Source organism: Neobacillus bataviensis (assembly GCF_019969725.1).
In genome coordinates this window covers 137,321-161,864 of record NZ_JAHXYW010000002.1, presented here as the reverse complement: position 1 = coordinate 161,864, position 24,544 = coordinate 137,321, and the positions used below count along the sequence as shown (strand labels likewise).

Sequence of the window (24,544 nt, the reverse complement as noted above, 5' to 3'; positions counted from 1 at the left end):
AGTAACAGGCACTTATGCTATTAAGTAATTGCAATAATAGATGCAGCTTAAAAAGACCACAGGGACGGTTCTCATGGTTTAAAGACCACCAGAACCGTCCCCTTGGACTAGTCTAAGTACCTCTTCATTTCCTTAATGATTTCCTTTATCTCATTTACTACCCGATTTCGTTGTCTAACGAAAAAGGTTAATGTGAAAAGAAATTCATCAGGCGGTGTATTGCTGCGATTCTTGTCTTTCACCTTTGCTAAGCCAGGGTACGGTTGAAACGGAAAGGTATTATCGTAACCATATTTACTTGAATAGGAAAATTTAAGCCTATTTAATGTTCCGCCAATCTTTTTCAATAGTTTATTGTACCTATCGACATCCAGAACTTCTTTTCCTGACAGCTCTCGGGTTACCTCTGTTAATTCCTCAAAAGCCTGATAAACAATGGTAAAATCGAAGGCCTCATCTGAACTTTTGTCCAGTTCATTCATAATCTTTCTGCTGTCTGAAATAAAATCAATGAGGTTGATCGGCAGGATATTTACATTCGCTAACTTATCAACAAGCCCCAAATGTATCCCTGTGTCTCTAAACAACAAATCAAAATCCACCTTATCCAACAGGTCGTCTTCTGTGTGCCACCACCAGTTGCCGCCAGGGGTCTGATAAATCTTTTCCTTTTCGATGGGTTCATATTTAAGCATAAGATGGATAGGAATATTCGTCCCCCAAAAGGATTGGTCCGCCCCTCGAGGAAGATAATCAAAACGAGATGGCTCTTTTTCTGTATAGGCAGCGATAATATCCTTTAGAAACTGGGCATTCTCAAGAGATGTAGATCTTGGAACCACATGTACATTTCCCTTTGTACCTGGGAAGTCAATATTAATATGAGCCACGCATCGCTCATTGATTTCTTGCCAAAATTGATCACAATACCAAGCAGATCCTGCATACCGGCCATTTGAATGTCCAGGCCACCAGGCAATTTTGATCCCTCGTTTACGTGGCTTGTTAGAAAATATCCGTGCCAATTCCAGCATGAGAGCGTTTGCAGTCGCATTATCTGTTGCCCCTTTATGCCAGGAATCATAATGACCGGAAATGAGGATGTACTCGTCCATTTCACCTGGTATATCAGCAACCGGAAGACTGACACGTTTGATTCCATTTTTAACCTCAGTTTTCAAAACAACCATAACGGAATCTTTCCGCGTAAGTTCGAGCAGCTTCATTCCATCATAATAGTTAATTCCAACAACAGGAATTTTCGTGAGTTGATCGATGTTTTCAATGGTCGGAGTGCCCCAAACAGTCCCAACGGTTTCTTCATGGATAGCCTCTTCTTTAGATGGCCAAATATGAATAAGGCCTATAGCTCCAGCACTTTCAATTTTTTTCACATAATCCTCATAGTAGTTCCAGCTGACAACAATTTTATCTTTCATATTTTCGAAACGATCTGCTGGTCCACTGACACTTCGATTCTTTTCACTATCGCAGTCGTATATGACATTCCCCTTGATCCCTTGTGGAAGATGATATCCAAACGATCTTGTTTTTGCACGAATATCCAGGTGATTAGGCGCGATTACGGACACTTGCCCATCGACGGGGTCACTGAAATACCCATCGAATTGGTTACGGTTATGTTGAATATGATGCCTTTGCAATGTTTCTACAATATAATCAACTGCTTTTTCCGCCCCTTCTTCCCCGGTTAACCGTGCCCATTGGGAAAGAGTCTTCACATGCTGATATAAAAGATTTTTATCAATCAAATCTAGTAACTTTGAATATTTAGTAGATTGAGTATTCAATGGCACTCATCCTTCTATTAATAATGAATAATATCTGCCACGATGACAAAAAAAGCACCGATGACAACCCACATTAACAATAAAGGCCAGAAAAACTTTACCCATTCTTGATATTTTATCTTAGAAACGGCCAAGCTTCCCATTAACATTGCTGAGGTAGGCAGGACACAATTGGATAGTCCGTCCCCGAGCTGATATGCGAGAACAGCCGTTTGTCTGGTGACATCTATCAAATCAGATAATGGAACCATTATTGGCATAGTCGTTGCGGCGAGTCCCGTTCCCGAAGTAATAAAGACATTCATAATGGTTTGGAAAAAGTACATACCCAGTACTTGAACAAAACCTGGCAAATGGTCAACCATCAACGCAAGCCCATTGACAACGGAATCAATGACATGTCCTTGCTCTAACACGACCACTATCCCTTTTGCTAATCCTACAATGAAGGCACCAAATGTAATGGCTTTCGCTCCCGCTACAAATTCACTTGCAATTTTACTAGGACCATATTTTGATAAGAAACCAACAATAATTCCTAAAGCGAGGAAAAAGGCAGCCAGTTCCTGCATCCACCAGCCTTTTTCTGATACCCCCCAAATTAATAGACCAAACCCGGCTAACACGGTGATAATCGTTAAATAATGAGTCACCTTCATGGACGGCAAGGAAATCATACTAACAGTCTCGTGTCCTTCTTCTTTTTCAAGATCGAAGACTATACTTTTGGCTGGATCTTTTTTTATCTTTTTCGCATAACGAATAATATAAAGACTCGTGACAACTAATAGAACTACTAAGATAATGGCACGTAACCACATCCCTGAAAACATAGGAATTTCAGCGATTGATTGTGCGATACCAACGTTAAATGGATTAAGTAATCCTGCCGTAAAACCAACTGCAGCACCGAGCATCACCATGGCCGTTCCAGTCATGGCATCATAACCTAACGCTCTCGCAATGGCAATTCCGATCGGCACAAACGCCATAACCTCTGCTGACATCCCGATAGTAAACCCACCGACTGAAAAGATGGATAAGAAAATCGGAATGATGAGAAGGCCGCGGTTCATAAAGGTCTTTCCAACCCTTGCTGCCACAGCTTCGATTGTTCCAGTAGAATTAATGATTTGGAAGACACCACCGACAATAAAGATAAAAAAGACCGTATCAGCTGCGTCAACCAGCCCATTGACAATCGCTAAAGGAATAGCAATAAGACTGACAGGATTTTGATCTACCTGATGATAGGAATCCTGAACTACAACGGTATTTCCAGTGCTCTTGTTTTCCACTCGATCAAATTCACCTGCTGGCAGTAAATATGTGAGTAGAGCTGCAATTAACACCATACTTAAAATGATGACATAGGTGTGTGGCATTTTTAAAAATTTTGACATAGGCTTTTCAACTGTTACATATGGGGCTGTTTTATTTAATTTCACTTTCTTTCACCCTTTACCGTTTATTTGGAAAAACCAATCTTTTTCAAACTCTTATTGTTGTTTATTTCTTTTCCACTCTTCAAATTCACTGCGAATGGCTTGAAGGTAACCGTCATTTGTACACACATCATAAGTCGTCATCGCTAACGCCTTTGCCGCTTTATTTAAACCTGCCATCCCTTTTTCAGAACAGGCTGCCTCTACAAATTCAGGAGTATGAGTATTCGCTGTATCCGTAATTTTGATGTAAGGATGAATGGTAGCGGTCATCTGTCCAACATTTCCAATATCAGAAGAACCAATACCGCCCTTTTTTGGAGGCTCGCATACTTCTTCACCCAAAAGTTCCAAATTATCTTTAAATAAAAAGGCGAGCGCTTTGTTGTTGTTTCGTTCGGCGTAAACCAAGCCCTCCTCTATTTCTATTTTTGCACCGACGGCTTCTGCCGAAGATCGTGCCGCTCTATACACCTTTTCACGAACAATCTCCAATTGTTCGACTGTCTCTGCTCTTAATAAAAATTCAGCTTCACAGTAGGCTGGTACTACATTCGTAGCTTCACCGCCCTTTGTTATAATGCCATGAATTCTGACATCGTCATTGAAAAACTGACGTAAGGAGTTGACAGCAACAAAGGTATTGATGACTGCATCCAATGCACTGATGCCTTTTTCTGGGCTGGCAGCAGCGTGTGTAGCCTTTCCGTAATATTTAAAGGCAGCGTCCACGCAGGCCAATCCCCCACGTAAAACCATAGTACTCTTATGCGGATGACATATCATCGCCACATCAACGTGATTGAAAATTCCCTCTTCAACCATTAAGATTTTTCCCCCGCCTACTTCTTCTGCTGGAGTACCCAAAACAACGATTTTCCCCTTTAAATTTGGAATGGCATCCTTCAACGCTAATGCTGCCCCTACCGCAGACGTTCCGATGATATTGTGGCCGCATCCATGCCCCAATCCCGCCAATGCATCATATTCAGCAATCAGAGCAATAGTTGGACCTCCATGTTCCCCTTCCCATGTTGCCCTGAAGGAGGTTTCCAGATTGGCAATCCCTTTTTCAACGGTAAATCCAGCATTTTCTAATGGCTCTGTCAACCAGTTCATGGCTTTATGCTCATGAAAGCTAACCTCGGGATTCCGGTGAATTTTTAATGCTAATTCGCGTAATTCGGCATCCATGGAATCAACAGCATCCAGAAGTGCCTTTTTCTGTTGGACTATTTCGACTTGCACAATTATACATCCCCTTAAATATTCAGAATAATCTTGAACTTATTGCTATTCTACTTTCAGTCGAATAATAAGTAAAATTAAGCTTTTTTTAGATCCTTATAAAAAAATTTTATAGATTTTACATACAACGAACTAAATATTTATTAGCACTTACTCTAATTAAGCTTTTTTTCAAACAAAAAAGAGAATCACCTATCACGTGTTCTCTTTTAGTTCAATAGTTCCTGTTCGGATATTTTTTTTATATAATAAACAAACTCTGATACCGTTGCCAAACTCATCGATGCTTCTCTGTAATACATCCATGTTCTTCTTTTTATTTCCTGTCCATTTTTAAAAATTAAATTATAATGACGTAATTTGTCACTATCTTTTAAAAAGACACTCGGTATGATGGAATACCCAAGTCCCTTTTTCACCATCTCCCTGCAAGTCTCGTAGCTATCTACTTGCATAGTAATCAAAGGCGGTTCTATAAACCTTTCATTCCACCAATATTCAATACTTTGGTCGTATGGATTATAAGGACTGGTCTTATATTTTTGAAGAACTTTTGGCTCTTTTCTGTTTATCATCGGCATGTGGGGCAGTTCCTCTAAATCCATGTGCTGATTGGCTATAATACATACATTTTCTTCGCTAAGGAGATATTTTTGACCAGACCAATTATAGTCCCCTCTCACGATGGCAATATCAATCTGTCCATCCAAAAGTAAATCCATAATTTCTGTACTGAACCCTGTATCTACATTCATTTGAACTTTCGGAAACATATTCATATAATCCTTCAAAATGGATGGAAGATTATACAATCCAAAGTGACTATTAACCCCAATTTTTAAACTGCCGGTCAGTTCACTTCCCATATTCATTAGATATTCTTTGGTCCTTCGTAAATCGATCAGAATTCTTTTTGCATATTCAGCCAAATGTTCACCGGCAGGGGTCATTTTTATATTCTTTCCGCTCTTAGAAAAGATCTCAACCTGGAATTCCTTTTCAATTTGCCGTATACGATACGTTAAGGCTGGCTGTGTCATAAATAGTCTCTCCGCTGCATTTGTTAAATTTTGATCCTTTTGTAAATACTGCAACAGCAAACAATCCTTCTCATCCATTTGGTTATACCACCTGCCTCCATTAACATTCCCTTCTATTTAAACATAGCAGGACGATATTGACTAGATACCAAGGTGGTGCCATATTCTCTCGAAATTTAAAAATAGTGCCTGTCACTTCTCGAATAATGTCGAAGAATCCGACAAAGCACGGGTGGTGACAGGCACTAGCAATTAGGCTTTAGGGACTGACCCGAAAAACTTTGAATCGATATAGAAATAGTAAACTATTTTTACCAACTACTTTGAAGTGTGTTATTTGGAGTATAACAATGCAAAAAAATTCGATTTCCAAAGAAATCGAATTTTTTAGGCACCACTAGGTGGCACGCCATTTATGGCTTATACATTAATACGTAATCACCCGGTCCAATGAGCGCCACCCCGAGGACTACAGCGATCAAAATAAAGTTATATTCATATCCGCCTTCAGTCAGCCAAAAGCCATTCTTGCCATGGACGGTGAAGATGGCATCAATCATAACGATAATGATAAGGATTGCACCTAGCCAGGTGAACAGTCCCGCTGAAAACAGCAGTCCGCCAGCCAATTCGAATAATCCTGCTAAAATCGCCCATGTCTTACCGCCTGTCCTGATACCAATCGACCCTAAATATTCACCAAATTTGACTACACCTGGACCGCCAAACCAGCCGAATAATTTTTGGCATCCATGACCCACGAACGTCATTCCGACAGCCAATCGAATAATCAAGAGCCCTAAACTAATCATTCCTACCCCTTCTTTCAAAGACGATAGCCCAACATTATTAAAGCCGGACAACTAAATATCCCATTTAACTTACTACTTTTTACTGTTGATTTACCCGGGACCGTTTGATAAAGAACGATAGAACTAATGCTACAAATGCGATTCCGGTTGCAACAATAAAGGCATCATTAATCCCTTCAATCGTAGCTTGCTGCATGGTTTGACCGTAAATTAAATAGGTGGAAAGCTCTTTTCCTGTTGAAACCGGCAGGTTCGTGAAAGCTGACAGACCTTGAGCAAGCTGGGATAAACTGCTGGCTATAAAAGAATTGGAACTTGAGATTGCATCCCCATACCCACTATAATGGAACCCTTGTCTTGTCGTCATGACTGTAACTAGGAAGGCAGTCCCTATACTTCCTGCTACCTGCCTGGCTGTATTGGAGGCAGCCGTCCCATGTGCACCAAGATGGCGTGGTAACTGATTCAATCCTTCTGTCATGACCGTCATCATGATAAAAGACATTCCAAACATCCGCATCACGTATAAAAACAGAATATGGCCATAACTGGTTGTCATACTCAGACTGGTAAATCCCCATGTGGTAAGTACAGTAATCGCTAATCCAGTAACGGCTAGCCATCTTGCCCCGATTTTATCAAAAAGAGCTCCTGAGATAGGGGACATTATGCCCATCACGATGGCACCTGGAAGCATCAACAGACCTGATTGTAATGCTGTATACCCTCGAATGTTTTGCAAATAAATCGGAAGTAAGATCATAGCGCCAAACATAGCCATGTTAACAATCATACTGATAATGGTTGTTAAGGCGAAAATATCATATTTAAAGACCCGTAAATTAAGCATTGGCTTTTCTGCCGTCAGTTCGCGCCAAACAAAACAGATTAAAGAAATTATTCCTATGATTAAGGAGATAACCACTGTTTTGCTGGACCAGCCATCATTACCCGCTTCACTGAATCCGTATAACAAGAACCCAAAACCTAGGGTTGAAAATAAAAATCCTGAGAAATCAAATTTAGGATTTGTTACTTTAGTAACGTCCTTCATCCACATGAAGCTAAGAATTAAATCAAGTACACCGATTGGGATAACAATATCAAACAATAACCGCCATGAAAAATGGCCAATGAGCCACCCGGATAATGTTGGACCGATCGCAGGAGCAAATATCATGACAATCCCCATAATCCCCATAGCCTTGCCGCGTTTTTCCGGAGGGAATATTGCAAAAAATACAGTCATTAAAAGGGGCATAATAATACCTGCACCGCAAGCCTGAATGACCCTTCCAATCATGAGCATACTAAAGTTTGCTGACACTGAACAAACTACCGAACCCAATGTAAATAAAAAGATGGCGCTAATGAACAGTTTTCTTGTTCCAAACTTCTCTATTAAAAAGGCCGTTATAGGAATCGCAATTCCGTTTACTAACATATATCCGGTGGAGAGCCATTGTACGGTATTGGCTGAAATCCCCAAATCATTCATAATATGCGGAATCGCCACATTCAGTAAGGTTTGATTCAGTATGGCAACAAACGCACCAAGCATTAAAGCCACAAGAATTTTTCCGTTTCCTGATTCCTTTTCAGCATCGGAAGCAGATGGTTCTTTCTGCTTTTTCATGGTTTCTTTCGGCTGAACATCCTCCTGAGCAGATTCCAATTCTGCTTCTATTTCTTCAGAATCTTTCAGCACTTCCTGCGAGGTAATCTCTCCAGCCTTTATGTCCTTGTTTTCAATCTGAGATATATTTTGCTTAATCTCCTCATCATTAGTCTCAGGGAAAGCAGCCTTCTCAATTACCTCTTCATTCATCTTTTCTGTTTGTGCTCTACGCGACTTCTTTTTATTGATGATAGTAAAATTTATTAAAAGCAGCAGCAAAAGGCCTATGACAACATAAACAGTGATATAAATTAACATGCTATCACCTACTTATGAATCCGTACTGTTACGTTCATACCGGGAACGATGGCTACACCTTTATTATCATCAATAGAAACTTTTACCGGGATTACTTGAGTCACCTTGGTGTAGTTCCCTGTATTATTCGAACTTGGTAACAGAGAAAATGTTCCAGCCGTCGCTAAACCGATTTGCTGTACTTTTCCTTTTAACGTGTTATTTGGAAAAGCATCCACATAGATATCGACATCCTGCCCGATTGTCACTTCATCAATTTTGGTTTCCTCAATATTTGCTGTAACCCAAAGGTTATTAAAATCATATTCTTTCGCTAATGGTGTTCCTGCAGCCACAAATGAATTTTGGACTCCACTACTTTGAACAATTGTTCCATCAGTTGGCATCGTCACGTTCATGTCTATCGGTTTTCCATTTTCATCTGTTGTTGTGATGGTCCCAACTTTAGAATCCTTTGAAAAATGATCACCGAGATTGCCTTTCCAATCAGTCAATTTTCCATTAGCCGGAGCCGCAATCGTTACTTGTTGTCCTGCTATTTGGGCATTATCCGTCGATAAATAATTTACTGCTCCATTATAGTAGGCATATCCTCCAACACCACCACCCACTAATATAAGCAGAATAATTATGTTCAATAATAGCAATTTTTTAGTGCTCATTCATTTTTCCTCCTTAAATGGATGAATAGTTTAAAGAATCCGGTTTAGTGATCTCCATTTCATTTTTTTGTCCGCCTATCACGGTCTCCCTTCTTTTGCCCATGTATAGGGCACAGCACTTTCAGGAATAAATTATAAAGAGTGAATCCTTAAGCGTCAATAAATAATATGACACATCGTCACATGGAACATTGACATATTCATATAGGTAAATTATCATGAATATAAATATTTTATGACACCTTATCATATGATAAAAGGAGTTAATAGATGCCTAAGCAAACCTTTTTTAATTTATCAAAAGAAAAACAAAGATCTTTAATAGATGCTGCTAAGAAGGAGTTTTCTAGGGTTCCTTTATATGAAGCGTCGATTTCGAATATTATCAAGGATGCCGGTATCCCCAGGGGAAGCTTTTATCAATATTTTGACGGTTTAGAAGACCTATTCTACTTTTTACTGCATGAGCATTCCCAACGGAATTTCGAGCGGCTGATTTCCATCATGAAAATGAACAATGGAGATATATTTGCAACCATAGTTGATTGGTTTAAAGGCATTCTCATTATGTTTGAAGAACCAGAAAATCGACAATATTTTAAAAATGCCTTTTTAAACATGAATTATAAAGTCGAAAAAGCATTTACCCAGAATATGTATGAGGAAAAAAGAAAAAGCAGATTTTTTGAAATTATCACCAATATAAGCTCCGAAAATTTAAACGTAACGAATGAGGAAGAAATTTACCACATCTTTAAAATGATGATGGCTGTGTCGTTTCAAAATCTAATCCATGCTTTCGCGAAGGATCTACAGATTAATGATGTTATGAAAACCTTTTCGTTGGAGATTGAATTACTAAAAAAAGGGTTTTATAAAGAACCTAAATAAACTTGGGATAAATGAACAATACGTAGTGTTAAATTTAGAGAAAAATTCATAGAAAATTTTCTAATGCATAACAGGGCAAAATGAACAAGATCAGTCCCTTAGATCTTTTGGATTAAATGAAAGCAATAGGGTGGAGAATTATGCAAGCCTACGAGATAATGATCAGTCCGGTGATAAAAGTAAAGGAAACTGACACGGTTCGTTATGTTATCGAAAAATTTATTGAAAATCGTATCAGTGGTCTACCGATCGTCAACGAAAGAAACGAAATGGCGGGCTATATTAGTGATGGGGATATCATGCGGTATATCGGTAAGCATCAGTATCGCATCGTTGATCCCCTTCATTCCGTTTCTATTATCAAAGGGGATTATGAAGATTTTGAGCAAAAAGTACGAAAGCTCCTTGAATTAAATGTAATGAGCATAGCCAAAAGAAAGGTTTATAACGTGTCCTGGGATGAAGAAATAGAAACGATCGCTTCTATTTTAGGGAATAAACAAATAAAAAAACTTCCCGTTGAGCGGAATGGAGTATTAGTTGGAATCATTAGCCGAGGCGATGTCATTAGACATTCCTTTAGAACTTTTCTTTAAAATCTCTATATGAAGAAAAACTACAAATTGGATATTTATCTTAAAATTAATTTAAGATGTGTTTTTTCCTTATGGAGGTGGCAATATGATTTGGGTATATATTTACGCCTGTATTATATTGGCTGGATTAGCTATTTACTTTGATAAAAAATCTGGTGCATCTTCTCCAGAGTCAAGCCGTATTATGCAGAGAATCTAGAGGAAAATCCTGAAAAAGGCAATGGGACGGTTCATTTTAACATTTGTTTTTCTTTTTAGAAACTAAGAAAAAGTGCTGAATTTTTTATTTAGCACTTTTTTGTTTAAGCTGTGTTAAATTGGAGTCTTAATTTCCGCTCAAGGGCACTTTGCTATCAACACTTTCATGGGGACAGCTTTCATAGATTCATCGCTGATTTTGTCCTCATGACGCTTCGTCGCTTCGATCCAATCAACAAAAGTTATAAAATCAACATCTACCTTGCGAACAGTGACAGTCACTGTTTGCAGGTGACTAAGGTCAGGATCGCTGAAATATGCTATGCTGGTTACTCCGTCTTCCAGTAATAGGGAAGCCCATGTAATTTTTTTATCATGATTATTATGGATTCTGATATCCCATATAAATCAAATTTACTTGTGTAATTCAAAAGTCACTGATTCAGGGCGCACGCATGTACTTTCCATTATATAGTGTCTACCGTTATCTGATGAGTCATGGAAGCCCTGCATCGCTTCTAAAACATGATACGCTAATTCGCCATTTGCTCGAAAATTCCCACCCTCGAGTATAGCTTTAGCCATATCAGCAACACCAAGTCCTCTGCTGTTTTGGGCGTATCCGTATGAAAGAGGAACATCCTTAAATTCATTTTCGTCACGTTTTCTTATCTGGACAGGACCACCGAACGTATTCGGATCTGGAACAAGTAGAGTACCTTCACTTCCATTAATTTCAATAGGAGGCAGTGATGTACCGCCAAAAGCATCAAAGCTTGTTGTAATGCTTCCGATTACCCCTGATGCAAAGTCTATTACACCTGAAATGTGGGTAGGGGTTAATACTTCTATTCTTGTACCTGCTTTTGGCTTACTAAGAATGGTTCTTTCAGGATAACTAATACTCGTGAAACCAGAAATTCGTTTAATTGGTCCTAGTAGGGCCACCAAGGCTGTTAAGTAATAAGGTCCCATATCAAACATGGGTCCGCCCCCAATTTCATAATAGAAGGCAGGGTCTGGATGCCAATGTTCGTGCCCACGGCAAATCATGAAGGCAGATGCCCCAATAGGCACACCAATTTCACCTTGTTCAATCAAATGGATAGCAGTTTGAATACCAGCACCCAAGAAAGTGTCAGGTGCACTGCCAACAAGGAGGTTCCGTTTCTTCGCTGTTTCTAAAATTTGTTTTCCGTCTTCTCGTGTAACTGCCAGTGGTTTTTCGGTATAAACATGTTTTCCTGCTTCGAGTGCCTGGATGCAGACAGCCGCATGTGCCTTTGGAATCGTTAGATTGATAATAAGTTTAATCTCCGGGTCTGAAAGCAGCTCATCTACGGAACATGCTTTAGGAACACCGAATGTCTCAGCTTGAGATTGGGCCCTCTGTATATCTAAGTCCGCGCAGGCAGCAAGCTCGAGGTGGGGGAACTTCTGACAATTTTCCAAGTAAATGGAACTAATATTTCCGCAGCCGATGATGCCGATTTTTAGTTTTTTCATAACGGTTCCTCCTAGTCTAGTATTTTAAAGTCTTTCTTATTGGCTGTCTCCCATGCCAGTATAGGCACGTATATTTCCATTAATAGTATCTACATCCAATTCAACGGCCCTTTTCTTTCCTTCAGAGGCCCATAAAAATCCACGGCGCATAATAAGCGAAACTTCAGGCATGGCAACGATGTTCGACTGATGGCCTAATGAATTATAAAACACATTTCCAAGACCCCATCGTTTGGTCCAAACTACAGGCATATCAACGGTTTTATTAGCAGCATGGGGGCCGTCAGCAATTGGAAAGCGGGTGGTAGCTAATATTTCAACGGCCGGATCGTAATGAAGATAGTATTGCTCACTAACAACTTTAAAATCAGAAAGACCCTGTAATAGCGGACTTGAGGAATGCTTGATGTTGACCATGTATTCCACACCATTATTTCCAGGATGGGCAACCCAATTACCGCCAGTCATAAATTGCCAGTCTACATTGTTCCGGAAAGAGTCACACATTCCACCGTGACAGCCAGCTAAACCAACACCAGCTGCTACTGCTTCAGAAATATTTAAGACATACTTTTTTTCAATTTCACCCATTGTCCAGTGGGGAATGATTAAATCCAATGATTTTAGCTTTTCCTTGTCTGCATAAGAGTCAAGTGAATTTGATACCTCTACTTGGAAATTTTCTTCCTCAAGGATTCCTTTAAAAATTTCTGCTACCTGCTCAGGCTGATGGCCGTCCCATCCACCCCAAACGATCAATGCACTTTTTTTCATGGAAAAAGCACTCCTTTATAGTTTTAGACGTCAGAAATTCGGATCCATTGGCGTTTCTCAATTGATAAATCAACCGCTTCCAAAACTTCTTGACACTTTACGCCATCAAGGAAGTTTGGAACAGGCTGACGATTCTCACGGAAAGACTCCATAAGTTCAACCACTTCGTGAATAAACGTATGCTCATAGCCGATCGTATGTCCTGGAGGCCACCAGTTTTGCGCAAAAGCGTGAGCAGGGTCAGTTGCTAGTACGCGGCGGAAGCCTTGTACATCCTCCCTGTCATCCGTGAAATAAACCTGCAGCTCATTCATACGTTCAAAGTCGAAGATGACACTGCCTTTACTTCCGTTGATTTCAAAAGAATTCGTACAGCGATGTCCTGCAGCAAAACGTGTCGCTTCAAAGCTTCCTAATGCCCCGTTAGAAAAACGAGCCATGAAAAGGGTAGCGTCATCCACCGTTACTTCGCCTTTTTCATCACGATTGCTGCCTTTTGCTGATAAGCCGGTCATCTGAGAAGGAATGGGCCGTTCTTTTATAAACGTTTCGTTCATGCCAATAACTTCGGTAATATCGCCAATAAGGTAGTGAGCCAAATCGATCAGATGAGCCCCAAGGTCTCCGTGAGAACCTGAACCTGCAATTTCTTTCTGAAGTCTCCATGCTAGAGGGAAGTTTGGATCCACGAGCCAATCTTGTAAAAACCAGGCGCGGAAATGATAGATTTCACCTAACTTGCCTTCATCTAGCAGTTGTTTAGCCAGCATTACAGCAGGCGCAAAGCGATAGTTAAATCCAACCATATGTTTGACTCCAGCGGTCTCAACAGCTTCAAGCATTTCTCTAGAATCCTTCAATGTAATCGCTAACGGCTTTTCGCAAAAAACATGCTTTCCAGCCTGCGCAGCAGCAATCGCTATGTCTTTATGTACATCACTCGGTGCATTGATATCGATTAAATCAATATCATCTCTTTCTAAGAGACTCTTCCAGTCGGTAGTATACTCCTCCCATCCGAATTGCTTGGCGGCAGCAGCCACACCGTTTTCAACACGGCCGCAAATTACCTTCATTTCAGGATGAACCGTCTTCGGGAAAAATAGCGGAAGATCCCGGTAGGCATGACTGTGTGCCTTACCCATAAATTTATAACCCACCATACCAATTCTGAGTTTTTCCATAGTGATCCCCTTTTTTTATATGATTGTGTTAAGAATAGGATTGATATAGATTTAAAAACAAGACCCTGGTATTCTAATCATCAGAAACATGATGATCGGATACAAAAGGGAGTCCCAAGTTTATATCTGAGAATTAGATTCCATAACCAAGAGAAATGAGACCACATTCTTTGTATCTTATATTGGTAAACTTATCATTTTTTCGTTTGACACAACAAGATAAAACTTATATAATCCTAGACAAAATTTATCCTTTTCGAGAGGATCAATCTAAAAATGTTAATATATGAACCACACCATTTTGATCTAATTTCAAACTATGATGTCATCAATTTAAATTTTCCAAGCCACCTCCATCGTTGTTTTGAATTAATATTTGTCGTTGATGGGGAATTGGAAGTAATGATTGAACAAAGATGTTTTCATTTACATACTGGACAATACTTATTAATATTACCGAATGAAATTCATTCGATCGTTACAAAATCTCAATCCAGGGCTAAAATATGTATCTTTTCACCAGATTATATTCCGACATTTCAAAGGATGATAGAAACTAGTTCCCTGGAAAAACCTATTTTCAACCTATCCTTGGAGGCAAAAACACTTATTTCTAGAACACTCTTTAAAGATAACTTAAATCTACTAGAACAAAAAGCAAGCCTCTATTTATTACTATCTGAGCTAATGTCACAAACTACCTTAATTAAAGCGGAAAAAAAAGACTCACAGTTGCTCCACACCATGCTAACCTATATACAGGATCACTTTACGGAAGCTATTTCTTTAAATAGTATCGCCGTTACATTAGGTTATAGCTATAATTATTTATCGAAATATTTTAATGCTAGTGTTAAAACGTCTTTTTCAGATTTTTTAAATGGAACTAGGATTAGCTATGCTTGTCATCTGCTAAGAACTACGGAAAAAAATATAACTGAAATTGCTTATCTCTGTGGTTTTGAAAACATTCGATCCTTCAATCGCAACTTTGTAAAGAAAACATTATGTACACCAAAAGAATATCGAGAAAAGATACCTTTGTTGTATCTTGATCTCCACCCTGTCCATAATCAACTAGATACTCCGTATTCATGAGAACAGCCCTGGTGATCTATGTGAACGTTATATAATGTTTTTGAACTACAAGCATATAAATGAGGGCACGAATGCCCGCATCTAATATTTGATCTAGCAATTCTTGACTTACTTCTATATCTTCATATTCTCGAATGGATCTGTGCCATATCGTTTTCATGAATGTGAATATAATTTGACGCCATTCTTCCTTGTCCCTTACGCAGGTTTAATGTGAAAGCTCTCGTCTTTCGTCCTTCAACAATATCGAGATCGGCGAGGTAAAGCGAACTACCATTTTTCATTTTGAGGGAATTTTAAGCATAAAACATCAAAAAACGCCTTCAAAAATGAATTTTGAAGGCGTTTTTTGATGTTTCGGTAATTTTATATCCTTTTTTGTGTGAAGGCGTCTATCTTTCTCAGCTTATATAATGCATGCCAATCAATATCTACCAATGAAACTACTTACAAACAATCACTTCTCGGGAAAAAGAACGTTTCTTAAAAACAGCTCTATCAATTATGATAAAACCTGCATTTATAAGAATTTCATCGATTGGTTTTTTGTTGATTTCGAAACCAAATAGACTCACCTTTAACATAGTCACCAAAGACCCATCTTCCATTTACATTCATGACCCCAAACAGTCGCTTAGGATGATGAATATCTGCTATTTCCATTGATATGTAATCCGATTTCCCTCTCAATAGAGCGCCGGTTCTCAAATCCTTCGTTGACAGGTGAGGTAAAACCATTCCAAAGCATACAGTGATTGTTCATTCTCATAATAAGTGTAAGTGTATATATAGGTCGTTTTATGCTTTACTTCCAATTCGTTCTCATCCTTTAAATTATCAAATGATAAAGGCAATCGGATTGGTCTTATTTGACTGTAGCTTTATCTTATAAAAGATATAAACTTAATTCATACCCGAATTCGTAATATCAGCTTCAATCCTGCTCATGAACTCCTCTGCTGCGCTGTAGCCTTGCTGCTTCAAATACCAGTTATTTGCGGCTGCCTCAATGAGCCCCGCAACATCACGTCCAGGCTGAAGCTGGATTTCAATGGAAGGAATTTTAACCCCCATATAGTCGGTATAGTGAAATTCCTGTTCCAAATCATTATACAAGGCATCTTTTTCCCATTTCTTCAAATGAATATCTAGCGCAATTCGTGTTTCATCTTGAAAAGCCTTCCGGCCGTATAAGCGAACCACATTCAACAATCCAATACTTCTTAGTGCCAAGAATTCTTTGTTTTTTCCATCATGAGTCCCGAGTATGGTTTGCGGACTCAGCTTCTTTAGGACAACCATATCATCCGCAACCAGCCGGTGGCCTCGGCGAATTAAGGTATGCGCGGTTTCGCTCTTCCCTACCCCCGAACTGCCGCGAATAAGAATTCCAATGCCGGATACATTCATACAAACTCCATGCTCCGTCATTTCCGGTGCCAATGCCTTTATCAAATAGGCATCCAATTTAATGATAAATTCTGAAGTGGTCTCAGGCTGATTAGTTAGTAAAAGAGGAATCCCCTGTTCGTTACAATGATGCTTTAAATAGGTAAGCCCTTCTTCACCAGCCGTAACGATAAAACATGGCGGTTGATATTGGACGATATTTCCGATTCTAAATTTACGTTCTGCATGGCTTAATTTGTGTAAATAGGTGATTTCCTTTTTCCCTAAAATTTGAACTCGTTCAGTTGGAAAAAAATCAAAATGCCCGACAAATTCCAGTCCTGGACGGTGCACGCGTGATTGCGTAATCATTTTCTGAAGTTGATTTTCACCGGCCACTACCTTCAATGAAAACTTTTGTATCAGGTCTTCAACGGTTATTTTCTTCACTCTTTACTCACCGTCCTCTCAACTTTTTATAATGAATTATACTTAAGTTTATTGGAATCGTCATCCATTTTAAAAGAGAATGGCGGTACTTTTGCGTCTGAAGCAGGAGTACTGTTGCCTTGCATCAACTTGGAAGATATTGTACAATAATAAATATAAGAAGATTCAGATTTTTCACATTAGAGAGGATGTGCTCAAGATGCTTACATTTGGATCAATTATGAAGCAAAATGCGGACAAGTACAGCAATAAACCTGCCGTTATTTTTAAAGATAAACAATGGACATACGGTGAGCTAAATAAACGTGCGAACAAAATTGCAAACGCTTTCTTATCTCTTGGCTATAAGAAAGGCGATAAGGTTTCCGTTATGATGAAAAACCACGCTGCCTATGTGGAAATTATCCTAGGATTAGCCAAGATTGGTGTCATTATTGTTCCAATTAATTTCCGTTTAGTAGGTTCTGAGATTGAATATATCGTCTTAAATTCTGACAGCCGCGGCTTCATCACAACAGCTGAATATACTGGAGAAATTGAAAAGCTTCTCACTAACTTGCCTCAATTGGATACCGTAGTGGTGGTCGATGGCACTACCACTAACAGTTTAATAGAATATGAATCCTTTTTAGCAAGAGGGGCCGCTGAAGAACCAGAAATCCACGTAGATGAAAAGGACACCCTTTATCTCGGGTACACATCCGGTACGACTGGTAAACCGAAGGGCGTGGTAATTTCTCATCGCTCCCGCATGCTTACCGGCATGACAGCCGCTTATGAATACAAAATTGATGAATCTGATGTCCATATCGTGGCTGGACCGATCTATCACGCTGCACCTTGGATTTTCTTGATGATGCAGCTGATTGTCGGCGGTACTCTTGTCATCGAGGAATCCTTCAGCCCTGAGCAATTCCTTACTGACGTTGAAAAGTACAAAGCCACGAATACGTTTATGGCACCTACTATGATTAACTTCCTAGTGAATCTTAACAATGAAACGAAATCCAAGTATGATGCAAGTTCGATGAGGGTGTTAATTTCTGCAGGGTCCCCTCTTCCGACTCAAACGAAATTGGATGTACTCGAATTTTTTAATGATCTGGATCTACATGAATTCTATGGATCAACTGAAAGCGCGATTACGCTTAACATTAAGCCGAAGGATATCCGTAGAAAAGATCGGTGTGTCGGCCAGCCTTTCCCGTTGGTTGAATGCTTAATTTTAGATAAAAATAAGCATCCCGTTGCAAACGGCGGGGTCGGTGAGTTATATATTAAAGCTCCTTATCTGTTGGATGGATACTATAATAATCCGGATGCGAATGAAGCCTCCTTCTGGAACGGCTATTTTACGGTTGGAGATATGGCATTAAGGGATGAGGAAGGTTACTATTACATCGTTGATCGTAAAAAGGATATGCTCATAAGCGGTGGTGTAAATATCTATCCGAGGGAAATTGAAGAGGTTCTTTATTCCCATCCCGGCATCCTTGATGTGGCTGTAATCGGCGTTCCTGATCCTGTTTGGGGTGAATCAGTAAAAGCAATCGTGGTTCCGCGGGAAGGCGTGGCTTTAACCGAACAGGACGTTATCGACTTCTGCGATGGAAAATTGGCAAGCTACAAAAAACCGAAGTCGGTGGACTTTATGAACGAGCTTCCGCGCAATCCTTCTGGAAAAATACTAAAAGTAGAACTGCGTTCTAAATTTTGGGACCAGCAGCAAATAAAAATTTAAATATCTTCATAATCTTAAAGACTTTGGGTCCGTGCCCAAAGTCTTTATTTCGATTTAAGTTAGGTTTGATCCTATCAATTATTTTGATTTACCTCGGTTAAAAATCCTCCACTCAATAATCATGAAATTAAGTATGAGTCCAACCCAGATATTAACGTTTAACACTTCTTCGACCATCTTCTCTCTTCCCGCCGGCAGTGAAAATCCGTTTAGTATATAGTAAGTCAATAGTAAAACCGGTACTAATAAGCGTGCACTTACTGCCACTAAGGTAACACCAAAACTGCGTATCATCCAACGGCGATGTTCATTCATTTCTTTTCTGACTGCGGCACGGATTCCTTTCCAGCACGTATATAGCCAAAGCAATGATAAAACAAGGAATGCAACCGCTTTTGTGAAATTTTCAGCATAGAAAACCAACACCAATGCAAGCAATCCACTGATAAAAACACTGCCAGCGTAAATCCAGCCCAAATACCGATGAATTTTCGGTTTGTGCAGGCGAATACGTTTGATAAATTGTATAAAGCCTGATAGGATAGCGAAACATGCAAATACGATATGGCCTACTAGAACTGGATAGTGGATCGATGATGATTTTATCGCGATGCGGCTATTTTCAGGATTTAATGAAAAATAAGGGGCAACAAAAGGAATCATCACTCCAAGAGATACAATCACCAAAATCCACCACATTTTTTTAGAATTCATTTATCTATCTCTCCCTCTCTTAAACAACTTCAATTTTCCTTTCTATTACGATACTTCCTTATTCTTAACAAGAAATAATGAAATTCTTAAATTTATATAAATTCCTCTGCCTGGCTAGAGGACAATGAAACACTTGGAAGGTTCAGCAGCTTTTGAAAACCAGTGGAACCGTCCCTTTGGATTCAAAATATTCATTTACTTCGACTATCGAAATGTTAAGATAGACTTAAGAAAGTACATTTTGGGGGGAATTTAACATGGCAAAACGTCCGATTACCGCTGAAGATTTATGTGAATTGAAGTTTGTCGGGGATCCTCAGGTTTCACCTAACAAAGACAAGGCTGCATATGTCCTGACTCATGTAGATAAAGAAAAAGATGGCTATTATTCTTATATTTATGTAACCGATTTAAAAGATGAAGGCAGACAGTTTACTTCTCATTATTCAAAGGATAGCTTAGTAAAAGATACATCTCCACAATGGTCACCAGATGGAAGCATGCTTGCCTTCCGTTCAAACCGCACCGGAAAAAATCAAGTCTGGCTTTTACATACTAATGGTGGTGAAGCGGTTCAATTAACGAACGTAAAGCAAGGAATTGGTGAATTTGTTTGGTCACCAGACGGAAAGCAGCTTGCGCTTACCATTAACGGCGAATTAAAGCATACCTCTGATAAGGACGAAGATAAAAACAATGAAAAAAGTGATGTGAAGGTGATTACAAGACTTCGTTATAAAGGAGACGGAGTTGGGATATATAACAACGACCGCAAGCATGTTTACCTATTTGACATGGAGACAAAGTCTTATACAAAAGTTACAGAGGGAGAGCATGATTTTTCACAGCCTCGTTACACTCCAGATGGAAAAAACTTATTCTATGTTGGAACAAAGGCCGAAGATACAGAGTGGGGTTACCTCCCGGCTATTTGGAAATACGATCTGGATGTTAAGAAAGAGACTCTTGTTTATCAAGGAAATGGATATATAAGTGCCCCTTCGATCTCCCCAAATGGTAAATGGCTGGCCATTGCTGGTCATACACGTGGTGAACGAAGTCAAGGCAATACAAATGTCCTCCTATTATCCTTGGAAACAGGTAAATTAACCAATTTAACAGAGGGCTTTGACTACACAATCGGAAACCTTGTAGGTGTTGATGCGAAGTATGACACAGCGGAGTTTCGATTAATATGGGACTCCACTAGCTCTAACATTTACTTTACTGCCACAGTTGGCGGCGATTGTCAGTTATTTAAGGTAACGCTGAATGGGGAGGTTTCAGCTGCTCTATCCCCTTCCATAGCAACCGTTACTTCTTATGATATTATAAGTGACAATCAAGCAGTCCTTGTTTTCGCAACTCCTTATTCCACAGGAGATTTAGTTATTCAAGATTTAAAAAATGTGAGTAACATTCATAAGTTAACGGATTGGAATCAAGAGCTATATAACCAGGTTCATTTAAGTACTCCTGAAAAATTCCATTACAAGAGCACAGATGGTTGGGATATTGAAGGTTGGATCTTAAAACCTTTTGGGTTTGAGGAAGGCAAAAAATACCCAATGATCCTTGAAATTCACGGCGGACCGGCAACGGCATATGGAAATGGATTTCACCACGAGATGCAGGTAATGGCATCAAAAGGCTATGTTGTGCTTTATACGAATCCTAGAGGAAGCCATGGCTACGGTCATGACTTCGTGAATGCCGTTATCGGTGATTACGGCGGAATGGATTATGAGGATATTATGGCTGGTGTCGATTATGCATTAGAAAACTTTACCTTTATCAATCACAACCAGTTATTTGTTACGGGAGGCAGTTACGGCGGGTATATGACCAACGTCATTGTCACTCGTACAGACCGTTTCAAAGCGGCCGTTACGCAGCGCAGTATTTGTAATTGGCATAGCTTCTACGGAACAAGTGATATTGGATTTTTCTTCACGGAATGGCAGCACGGACATGCTGATTTATGGGATGATGCCGAGAAGTTATTAAAACTTTCCCCTCTTCACCATGCCCGTAATGTGAAAACACCGATATTAATCCTGCACAGTGAACAGGATTTACGTTGCCCAATGGAGCAAGCAGAACAATGGTATGTTGCCCTTAAGCGGTTGGGAGTGGAAACCAAGCTAGTCCGCTTCCCTGAAGAAAACCATGACCTTTCCCGTTCTGGCAAACCGAAGCACCGTTTAGAGCGGCTAAAGCATTTAATTGGCTGGTTTGATGATCGACTGAAATAAGATTATTTAATAAATCCCATCTGTGAACCAGATGGGATTTGTCTATTTCTTCGAAATAACAACATTCACTGGATATTATTGGAGCGTCAACGGATCTTCAGAAATTTACTACATATTTTAGGCCGATTACTACATATTTTGGGTCACTTATGACATATTTTCAGACACTTACTACATAATTTTTGAGGTTAACGACATTTACTGGATAATAATTGAAAAAACGTCAGATCTGATAAAATTTACTACATATTTTTGGCCACTTACAACATATTTTCAGAAACTTACTACATAATTTTTAAAAATAACGACACTCACTGGATAATAATTAGAAAAACGTCAGATCTCATTTGGAGAACCAACAAAACAGGTACGTTCACATTCACCTTTATATCCTTTGGGACTTTATTCAAGTCGTAGTTAATTTCGCATAGATGACAAAAAACAGGGTTAATTCCCCTATTACCACAATATATGGTACTACTACTATTAAATTAATAATAATAAAGACAGCTAAAATCACCAAAAATAGCCCTAAATGATAAATTTTCAATCTGTGGTGCGCATGTCTATATTGGTGGAAAACAATAGAAGTTGACAGGAAATAGATCAATACAGAACAAAAGACGAAATACAGGATAAATGAATAATGAACTTCATGTAAAAACAATAGTCTGATAGATGCTGCAATCATGCTTAAAGACATTAAAATAAACAGGTGACCGTAAATAATGGTTTGGCCGATCGTTTGTATCGACTTGTCTACTTTCTTCTCCACATTATCGAAATACTGCCACCACATTGATATGATTAGGATAAATGAAATGGCCGAAAAGCCTATTGAATACCAATTTCCTTGTTTAGGCTGAATTACCGCAAGCGTGCTGACAAGAGCTTCACCAAAGAGAATAATGGTAAATAGACCAAATCGCTCTAATAAGTGCGCTGTATTGGTTGGCACCTTTACTAAATATTTTCGTCCAAATATTGGAACCATCATATCGATAATAATACCTGCATATAACACGGCATAACGAAGCCAAGAATCAAAAAAGACGGAGAACAATGATATGATGATTCCGATCCAAAAATACCTTCCTAAATATCGTGCTGCTTTTTTTCGAAATCCCTCTTCTTTACGCTGGACAACAAGATATTGGATCGCTGTCACTGCTCTTAAGCCAATATAACCAATTAGAAAAGAAAGATAATATTGATCAAAATCAACTGATAAGCTCGATGTCATAATTAGGACAAAAAACATTTGTAGTATCAAAAATAGTCGTTGATGAAATAAATCTTGTCCGAACCGGTTTACAAACAAGGTTTGCCCTACCCAAGCCCACCAGATCGGAATAAAAATTAACACAAACTTAAATATATATTCTGAATGGATATACCCATCTTCAACATGAAGTAAAACATGGGTTGCAACCGCAACCGCCGCCACAAATAACAAATCATAAAAAAGCTCTAACCATGTAACTTTCTTTTCTTCCATTCTGTGCTCCTTCCTATCCCCTAATAGATTATTATATGATAGAAATATGTAGAAAATGAAAGAGGATATTTTTTAGTTCTGTTCCTACTTAGGACAGCTAATCCCACCAAAAATAGCAAATCGAAGAATTGATTAGTGTCCCTGCTAGAGAATTTACTTTTTAAAACTAATGCCTGTTCCCTTAAGAACAGGCACTATTGCTTCAATATATCATAGCTCATTTATTTCCACATTTAATTTAATCCATATTCTTTTATTTTGTTATATAATGTCCCTCTTAAAATACCTAAAAGACTTGCTGCTGCACTTTTATTTCCATATTGTTTTTCTTAATGCTTCCTCAATCTCTAAGTCTTCCTTATTTTCTAAAATGGGTTCCTAAGTAAAGTGCATTGTCACGTCCCGTATAATGTCGAAGAACTAGACAGAATTTGGGTGGCGGCAGACACTCATACATTTGAAATTTTTACGTTTATTATCAGGAGTTATAATTTGTTTACGTTTGTCACTATATTCATCATAAACGACTTCAGCTTCCATCCCTTCCGGACAGTGAAAACTAAAGGATCTTGTTTTTGCCTTAATTGTAAAAACTATTTTTTGTGTTTACGATGACTTCTCCAAAAATTGGATCACTGAAATATCCATCAAATTGATATCGGTGATGGGTTACATCATATCGATTTAATTCATCTATTATATAGTCTACAGCTTTTTCCGCTTCTGGCTCACCACTTAATCGATCTAATTGAGAAAGAATCTTTACGTGTTTATCTAATTCAGCCTTATTTTCAATAGTGGCGATAAGATTTTTATATAAAAATGGTTGAAAGACATTATGATACAATTGTCATCACTCCTTCTTTTATGTAGATAATATAGAGGGAACCGTTTTTTATCATTATCAGGAAAACTCATGCGCATCAAAGTCCTTTTTATTACAATGGCAGGTATCCACTGCGGGATATCAAACCAATATCGAACATATACACCAACTTGCAATAACATCGGCCATCGCCGTCATAATCCAACAAGACCAATTGCTCCATCCGGTGACATACGCTGCCTGAGGTCCGAGATAGTCTTCGGCAATGTCTGTAAATGCTCAAGTTTAACTATTGTTAATTAATAGTATCTTGCATTGTGTCAACAACGAAAAAAAAAGACAATCATTTTGAAGTCAGCTCAACTAAAAAAGACGCCAATAAGATCGACGTCGAAAAAATTAATGTACTGCTGCACTCTTACAAGACTGTCATGATCCATGATAATAAATACTGATGGAAGTTTCTTCTG

At 38.9% G+C, this 24,544-nt stretch carries 20 protein-coding genes and 2 pseudogenes; 5 read left to right on the top strand and 17 right to left on the bottom strand.

Annotation, left to right across the window (positions count from 1 at the left end):
* Positions 1–107 precede the first annotated feature (107 nt).
* The 7 genes from LC455_RS05615 to LC455_RS05585 form a co-directional block, all read right to left on the bottom strand.
* Positions 108–1,811 (bottom strand): M28 family peptidase, encoded by a 1,704-nt coding sequence (locus LC455_RS05615; RefSeq protein ID WP_223588931.1) that lies wholly within the window; start codon positions 1,809–1,811, stop codon positions 108–110.
* 17 nt (positions 1,812–1,828) lie between these two features.
* A complete protein-coding gene (locus tag LC455_RS05610) occupies positions 1,829–3,259 on the bottom strand; it encodes a YfcC family protein (protein ID WP_223588929.1) in 1,431 nt (476 codons plus the stop codon).
* 51 nt (positions 3,260–3,310) lie between these two features.
* Positions 3,311–4,504 carry a M20 family metallopeptidase gene (locus LC455_RS05605; protein ID WP_223588927.1) on the bottom strand — a complete coding sequence of 398 codons (1,194 nt, stop codon included), beginning with the start codon at positions 4,502–4,504 and terminating at the stop codon, positions 3,311–3,313.
* Positions 4,505–4,713: 209 nt separating this feature from the next.
* Positions 4,714–5,622: a LysR family transcriptional regulator gene (locus tag LC455_RS05600; protein ID WP_223588925.1), complete on the bottom strand. Its 909-nt coding sequence runs from the start codon at positions 5,620–5,622 to the stop codon at positions 4,714–4,716.
* Between the two features lie 335 nt (positions 5,623–5,957).
* The gene (locus LC455_RS05595; RefSeq protein ID WP_223588923.1) at positions 5,958–6,356 is read right to left on the bottom strand and encodes a DoxX family protein; all 399 of its coding nucleotides are present in this window, start codon (positions 6,354–6,356) and stop codon (positions 5,958–5,960) included.
* A 79-nt stretch (positions 6,357–6,435) separates the two neighbouring features.
* Positions 6,436–8,292, bottom strand: coding sequence for a DHA2 family efflux MFS transporter permease subunit (locus LC455_RS05590; RefSeq protein ID WP_223588921.1), 1,857 nt, complete (start codon positions 8,290–8,292; stop codon positions 6,436–6,438).
* An 8-nt stretch (positions 8,293–8,300) separates the two neighbouring features.
* Positions 8,301–8,954 carry an HlyD family secretion protein gene (locus LC455_RS05585; protein WP_223588920.1) on the bottom strand — a complete coding sequence of 218 codons (654 nt, stop codon included), beginning with the start codon at positions 8,952–8,954 and terminating at the stop codon, positions 8,301–8,303.
* Positions 8,955–9,224: 270 nt separating this feature from the next.
* On the opposite strand from LC455_RS05585, the gene LC455_RS05580 reads away from it, so the two are divergent.
* Entirely contained in the window at positions 9,225–9,845 is a 621-nt protein-coding gene (locus tag LC455_RS05580) for a TetR/AcrR family transcriptional regulator (RefSeq protein ID WP_223588918.1), read from the top strand.
* A gap of 140 nt (positions 9,846–9,985) precedes the next feature.
* Positions 9,986–10,441 (top strand): CBS domain-containing protein, encoded by a 456-nt coding sequence (locus LC455_RS05575; protein ID WP_223588916.1) that lies wholly within the window; start codon positions 9,986–9,988, stop codon positions 10,439–10,441.
* Between the two features lie 612 nt (positions 10,442–11,053).
* On the opposite strand, the gene LC455_RS05570 is transcribed toward LC455_RS05575, so the two are convergent.
* From LC455_RS05570 to LC455_RS05560, 3 genes are read right to left on the bottom strand one after another with little or no spacing between them, the layout of a single operon-like run.
* The gene (locus LC455_RS05570) at positions 11,054–12,145 is read right to left on the bottom strand and encodes a Gfo/Idh/MocA family protein (RefSeq protein ID WP_223588914.1); all 1,092 of its coding nucleotides are present in this window, start codon (positions 12,143–12,145) and stop codon (positions 11,054–11,056) included.
* A 36-nt stretch (positions 12,146–12,181) separates the two neighbouring features.
* A complete protein-coding gene (locus tag LC455_RS05565) occupies positions 12,182–12,919 on the bottom strand; it encodes a ThuA domain-containing protein (RefSeq protein ID WP_223588913.1) in 738 nt (245 codons plus the stop codon).
* Between the two features lie 23 nt (positions 12,920–12,942).
* Complete coding sequence (locus tag LC455_RS05560; protein WP_223588912.1) at positions 12,943–14,103, bottom strand: Gfo/Idh/MocA family protein; 1,161 nt, start codon at positions 14,101–14,103, stop codon at positions 12,943–12,945.
* A 276-nt stretch (positions 14,104–14,379) separates the two neighbouring features.
* Here LC455_RS05560 and LC455_RS05555 point away from each other — a divergent pair, with 276 nt between their 5' ends.
* Positions 14,380–15,201 (top strand): helix-turn-helix domain-containing protein, encoded by an 822-nt coding sequence (locus LC455_RS05555; RefSeq protein WP_223588911.1) that lies wholly within the window; start codon positions 14,380–14,382, stop codon positions 15,199–15,201.
* 531 nt (positions 15,202–15,732) lie between these two features.
* Here LC455_RS05555 and LC455_RS31310 read toward each other — a convergent pair.
* The gene (locus LC455_RS31310) at positions 15,733–15,864 is read right to left on the bottom strand and encodes a hypothetical protein (RefSeq protein WP_263297691.1); all 132 of its coding nucleotides are present in this window, start codon (positions 15,862–15,864) and stop codon (positions 15,733–15,735) included.
* Between the two features lie 240 nt (positions 15,865–16,104).
* Positions 16,105–17,040: an HPr(Ser) kinase/phosphatase gene (gene hprK / locus LC455_RS05550; protein WP_223588909.1), complete on the bottom strand. Its 936-nt coding sequence runs from the start codon at positions 17,038–17,040 to the stop codon at positions 16,105–16,107.
* Between the two features lie 199 nt (positions 17,041–17,239).
* Between hprK and LC455_RS05545 the strand changes: the two genes are divergently transcribed.
* The gene (locus LC455_RS05545) at positions 17,240–18,781 is read left to right on the top strand and encodes a class I adenylate-forming enzyme family protein (protein ID WP_223588908.1); all 1,542 of its coding nucleotides are present in this window, start codon (positions 17,240–17,242) and stop codon (positions 18,779–18,781) included.
* 78 nt (positions 18,782–18,859) lie between these two features.
* Here the strand turns inward: LC455_RS05545 and LC455_RS05540 are convergent, their stop codons facing one another.
* A complete protein-coding gene (locus tag LC455_RS05540; protein WP_223588906.1) occupies positions 18,860–19,495 on the bottom strand; it encodes a DUF2306 domain-containing protein in 636 nt (211 codons plus the stop codon).
* A 257-nt stretch (positions 19,496–19,752) separates the two neighbouring features.
* Here LC455_RS05540 and LC455_RS05535 point away from each other — a divergent pair, with 257 nt between their 5' ends.
* Positions 19,753–21,750, top strand: a complete 1,998-nt coding sequence (locus LC455_RS05535) for a S9 family peptidase (protein ID WP_223588904.1) — start codon at positions 19,753–19,755, stop codon at positions 21,748–21,750.
* A gap of 406 nt (positions 21,751–22,156) precedes the next feature.
* Here LC455_RS05535 and LC455_RS05530 read toward each other — a convergent pair whose 3' ends face one another.
* The 4 genes and pseudogenes from LC455_RS05530 to LC455_RS05515 form a co-directional block, all read right to left on the bottom strand.
* Positions 22,157–23,248, bottom strand: a complete 1,092-nt coding sequence (locus LC455_RS05530; RefSeq protein ID WP_223588902.1) for a low temperature requirement protein A — start codon at positions 23,246–23,248, stop codon at positions 22,157–22,159.
* Positions 23,249–23,481: 233 nt separating this feature from the next.
* A pseudogene (locus LC455_RS31305) lies at positions 23,482–23,538 on the bottom strand (hypothetical protein); the annotation flags it as partial.
* 290 nt (positions 23,539–23,828) lie between these two features.
* On the bottom strand, positions 23,829–24,095 hold the full coding sequence (locus LC455_RS05520; protein WP_223589875.1) for a hypothetical protein: 267 nt from the start codon (positions 24,093–24,095) through the stop codon (positions 23,829–23,831).
* Between the two features lie 92 nt (positions 24,096–24,187).
* A pseudogene (locus tag LC455_RS05515) lies at positions 24,188–24,353 on the bottom strand (amino acid permease); the annotation flags it as partial.
* Between the last annotated feature and the right edge of the window lie 191 nt (positions 24,354–24,544).

Coding starts and splice junctions, on each gene's coding strand:
- LC455_RS05600 (WP_223588925.1), bottom strand. CDS start 5,622: ATGGATGAGAAGGATTGTTTGCTGTTGCAGTATTTACAAAAGGATCAA.
- LC455_RS05595 (WP_223588923.1), bottom strand. CDS start 6,356: ATGATTAGTTTAGGGCTCTTGATTATTCGATTGGCTGTCGGAATGACG.
- LC455_RS05590 (WP_223588921.1), bottom strand. CDS start 8,292: ATGTTAATTTATATCACTGTTTATGTTGTCATAGGCCTTTTGCTGCTG.
- LC455_RS05585 (WP_223588920.1), bottom strand. CDS start 8,954: ATGAGCACTAAAAAATTGCTATTATTGAACATAATTATTCTGCTTATA.
- LC455_RS05580 (WP_223588918.1), top strand. CDS start 9,225: ATGCCTAAGCAAACCTTTTTTAATTTATCAAAAGAAAAACAAAGATCT.
- LC455_RS05575 (WP_223588916.1), top strand. CDS start 9,986: ATGCAAGCCTACGAGATAATGATCAGTCCGGTGATAAAAGTAAAGGAA.
- LC455_RS05570 (WP_223588914.1), bottom strand. CDS start 12,145: ATGAAAAAACTAAAAATCGGCATCATCGGCTGCGGAAATATTAGTTCC.
- LC455_RS05565 (WP_223588913.1), bottom strand. CDS start 12,919: ATGAAAAAAAGTGCATTGATCGTTTGGGGTGGATGGGACGGCCATCAG.
- LC455_RS05560 (WP_223588912.1), bottom strand. CDS start 14,103: ATGGAAAAACTCAGAATTGGTATGGTGGGTTATAAATTTATGGGTAAG.
- LC455_RS05555 (WP_223588911.1), top strand. CDS start 14,380: ATGTTAATATATGAACCACACCATTTTGATCTAATTTCAAACTATGAT.
- LC455_RS31310 (WP_263297691.1), bottom strand. CDS start 15,864: ATGGAAATAGCAGATATTCATCATCCTAAGCGACTGTTTGGGGTCATG.
- LC455_RS05545 (WP_223588908.1), top strand. CDS start 17,240: ATGCTTACATTTGGATCAATTATGAAGCAAAATGCGGACAAGTACAGC.
- LC455_RS05540 (WP_223588906.1), bottom strand. CDS start 19,495: ATGAATTCTAAAAAAATGTGGTGGATTTTGGTGATTGTATCTCTTGGA.
- LC455_RS05535 (WP_223588904.1), top strand. CDS start 19,753: ATGGCAAAACGTCCGATTACCGCTGAAGATTTATGTGAATTGAAGTTT.
- LC455_RS05530 (WP_223588902.1), bottom strand. CDS start 23,248: ATGGAAGAAAAGAAAGTTACATGGTTAGAGCTTTTTTATGATTTGTTA.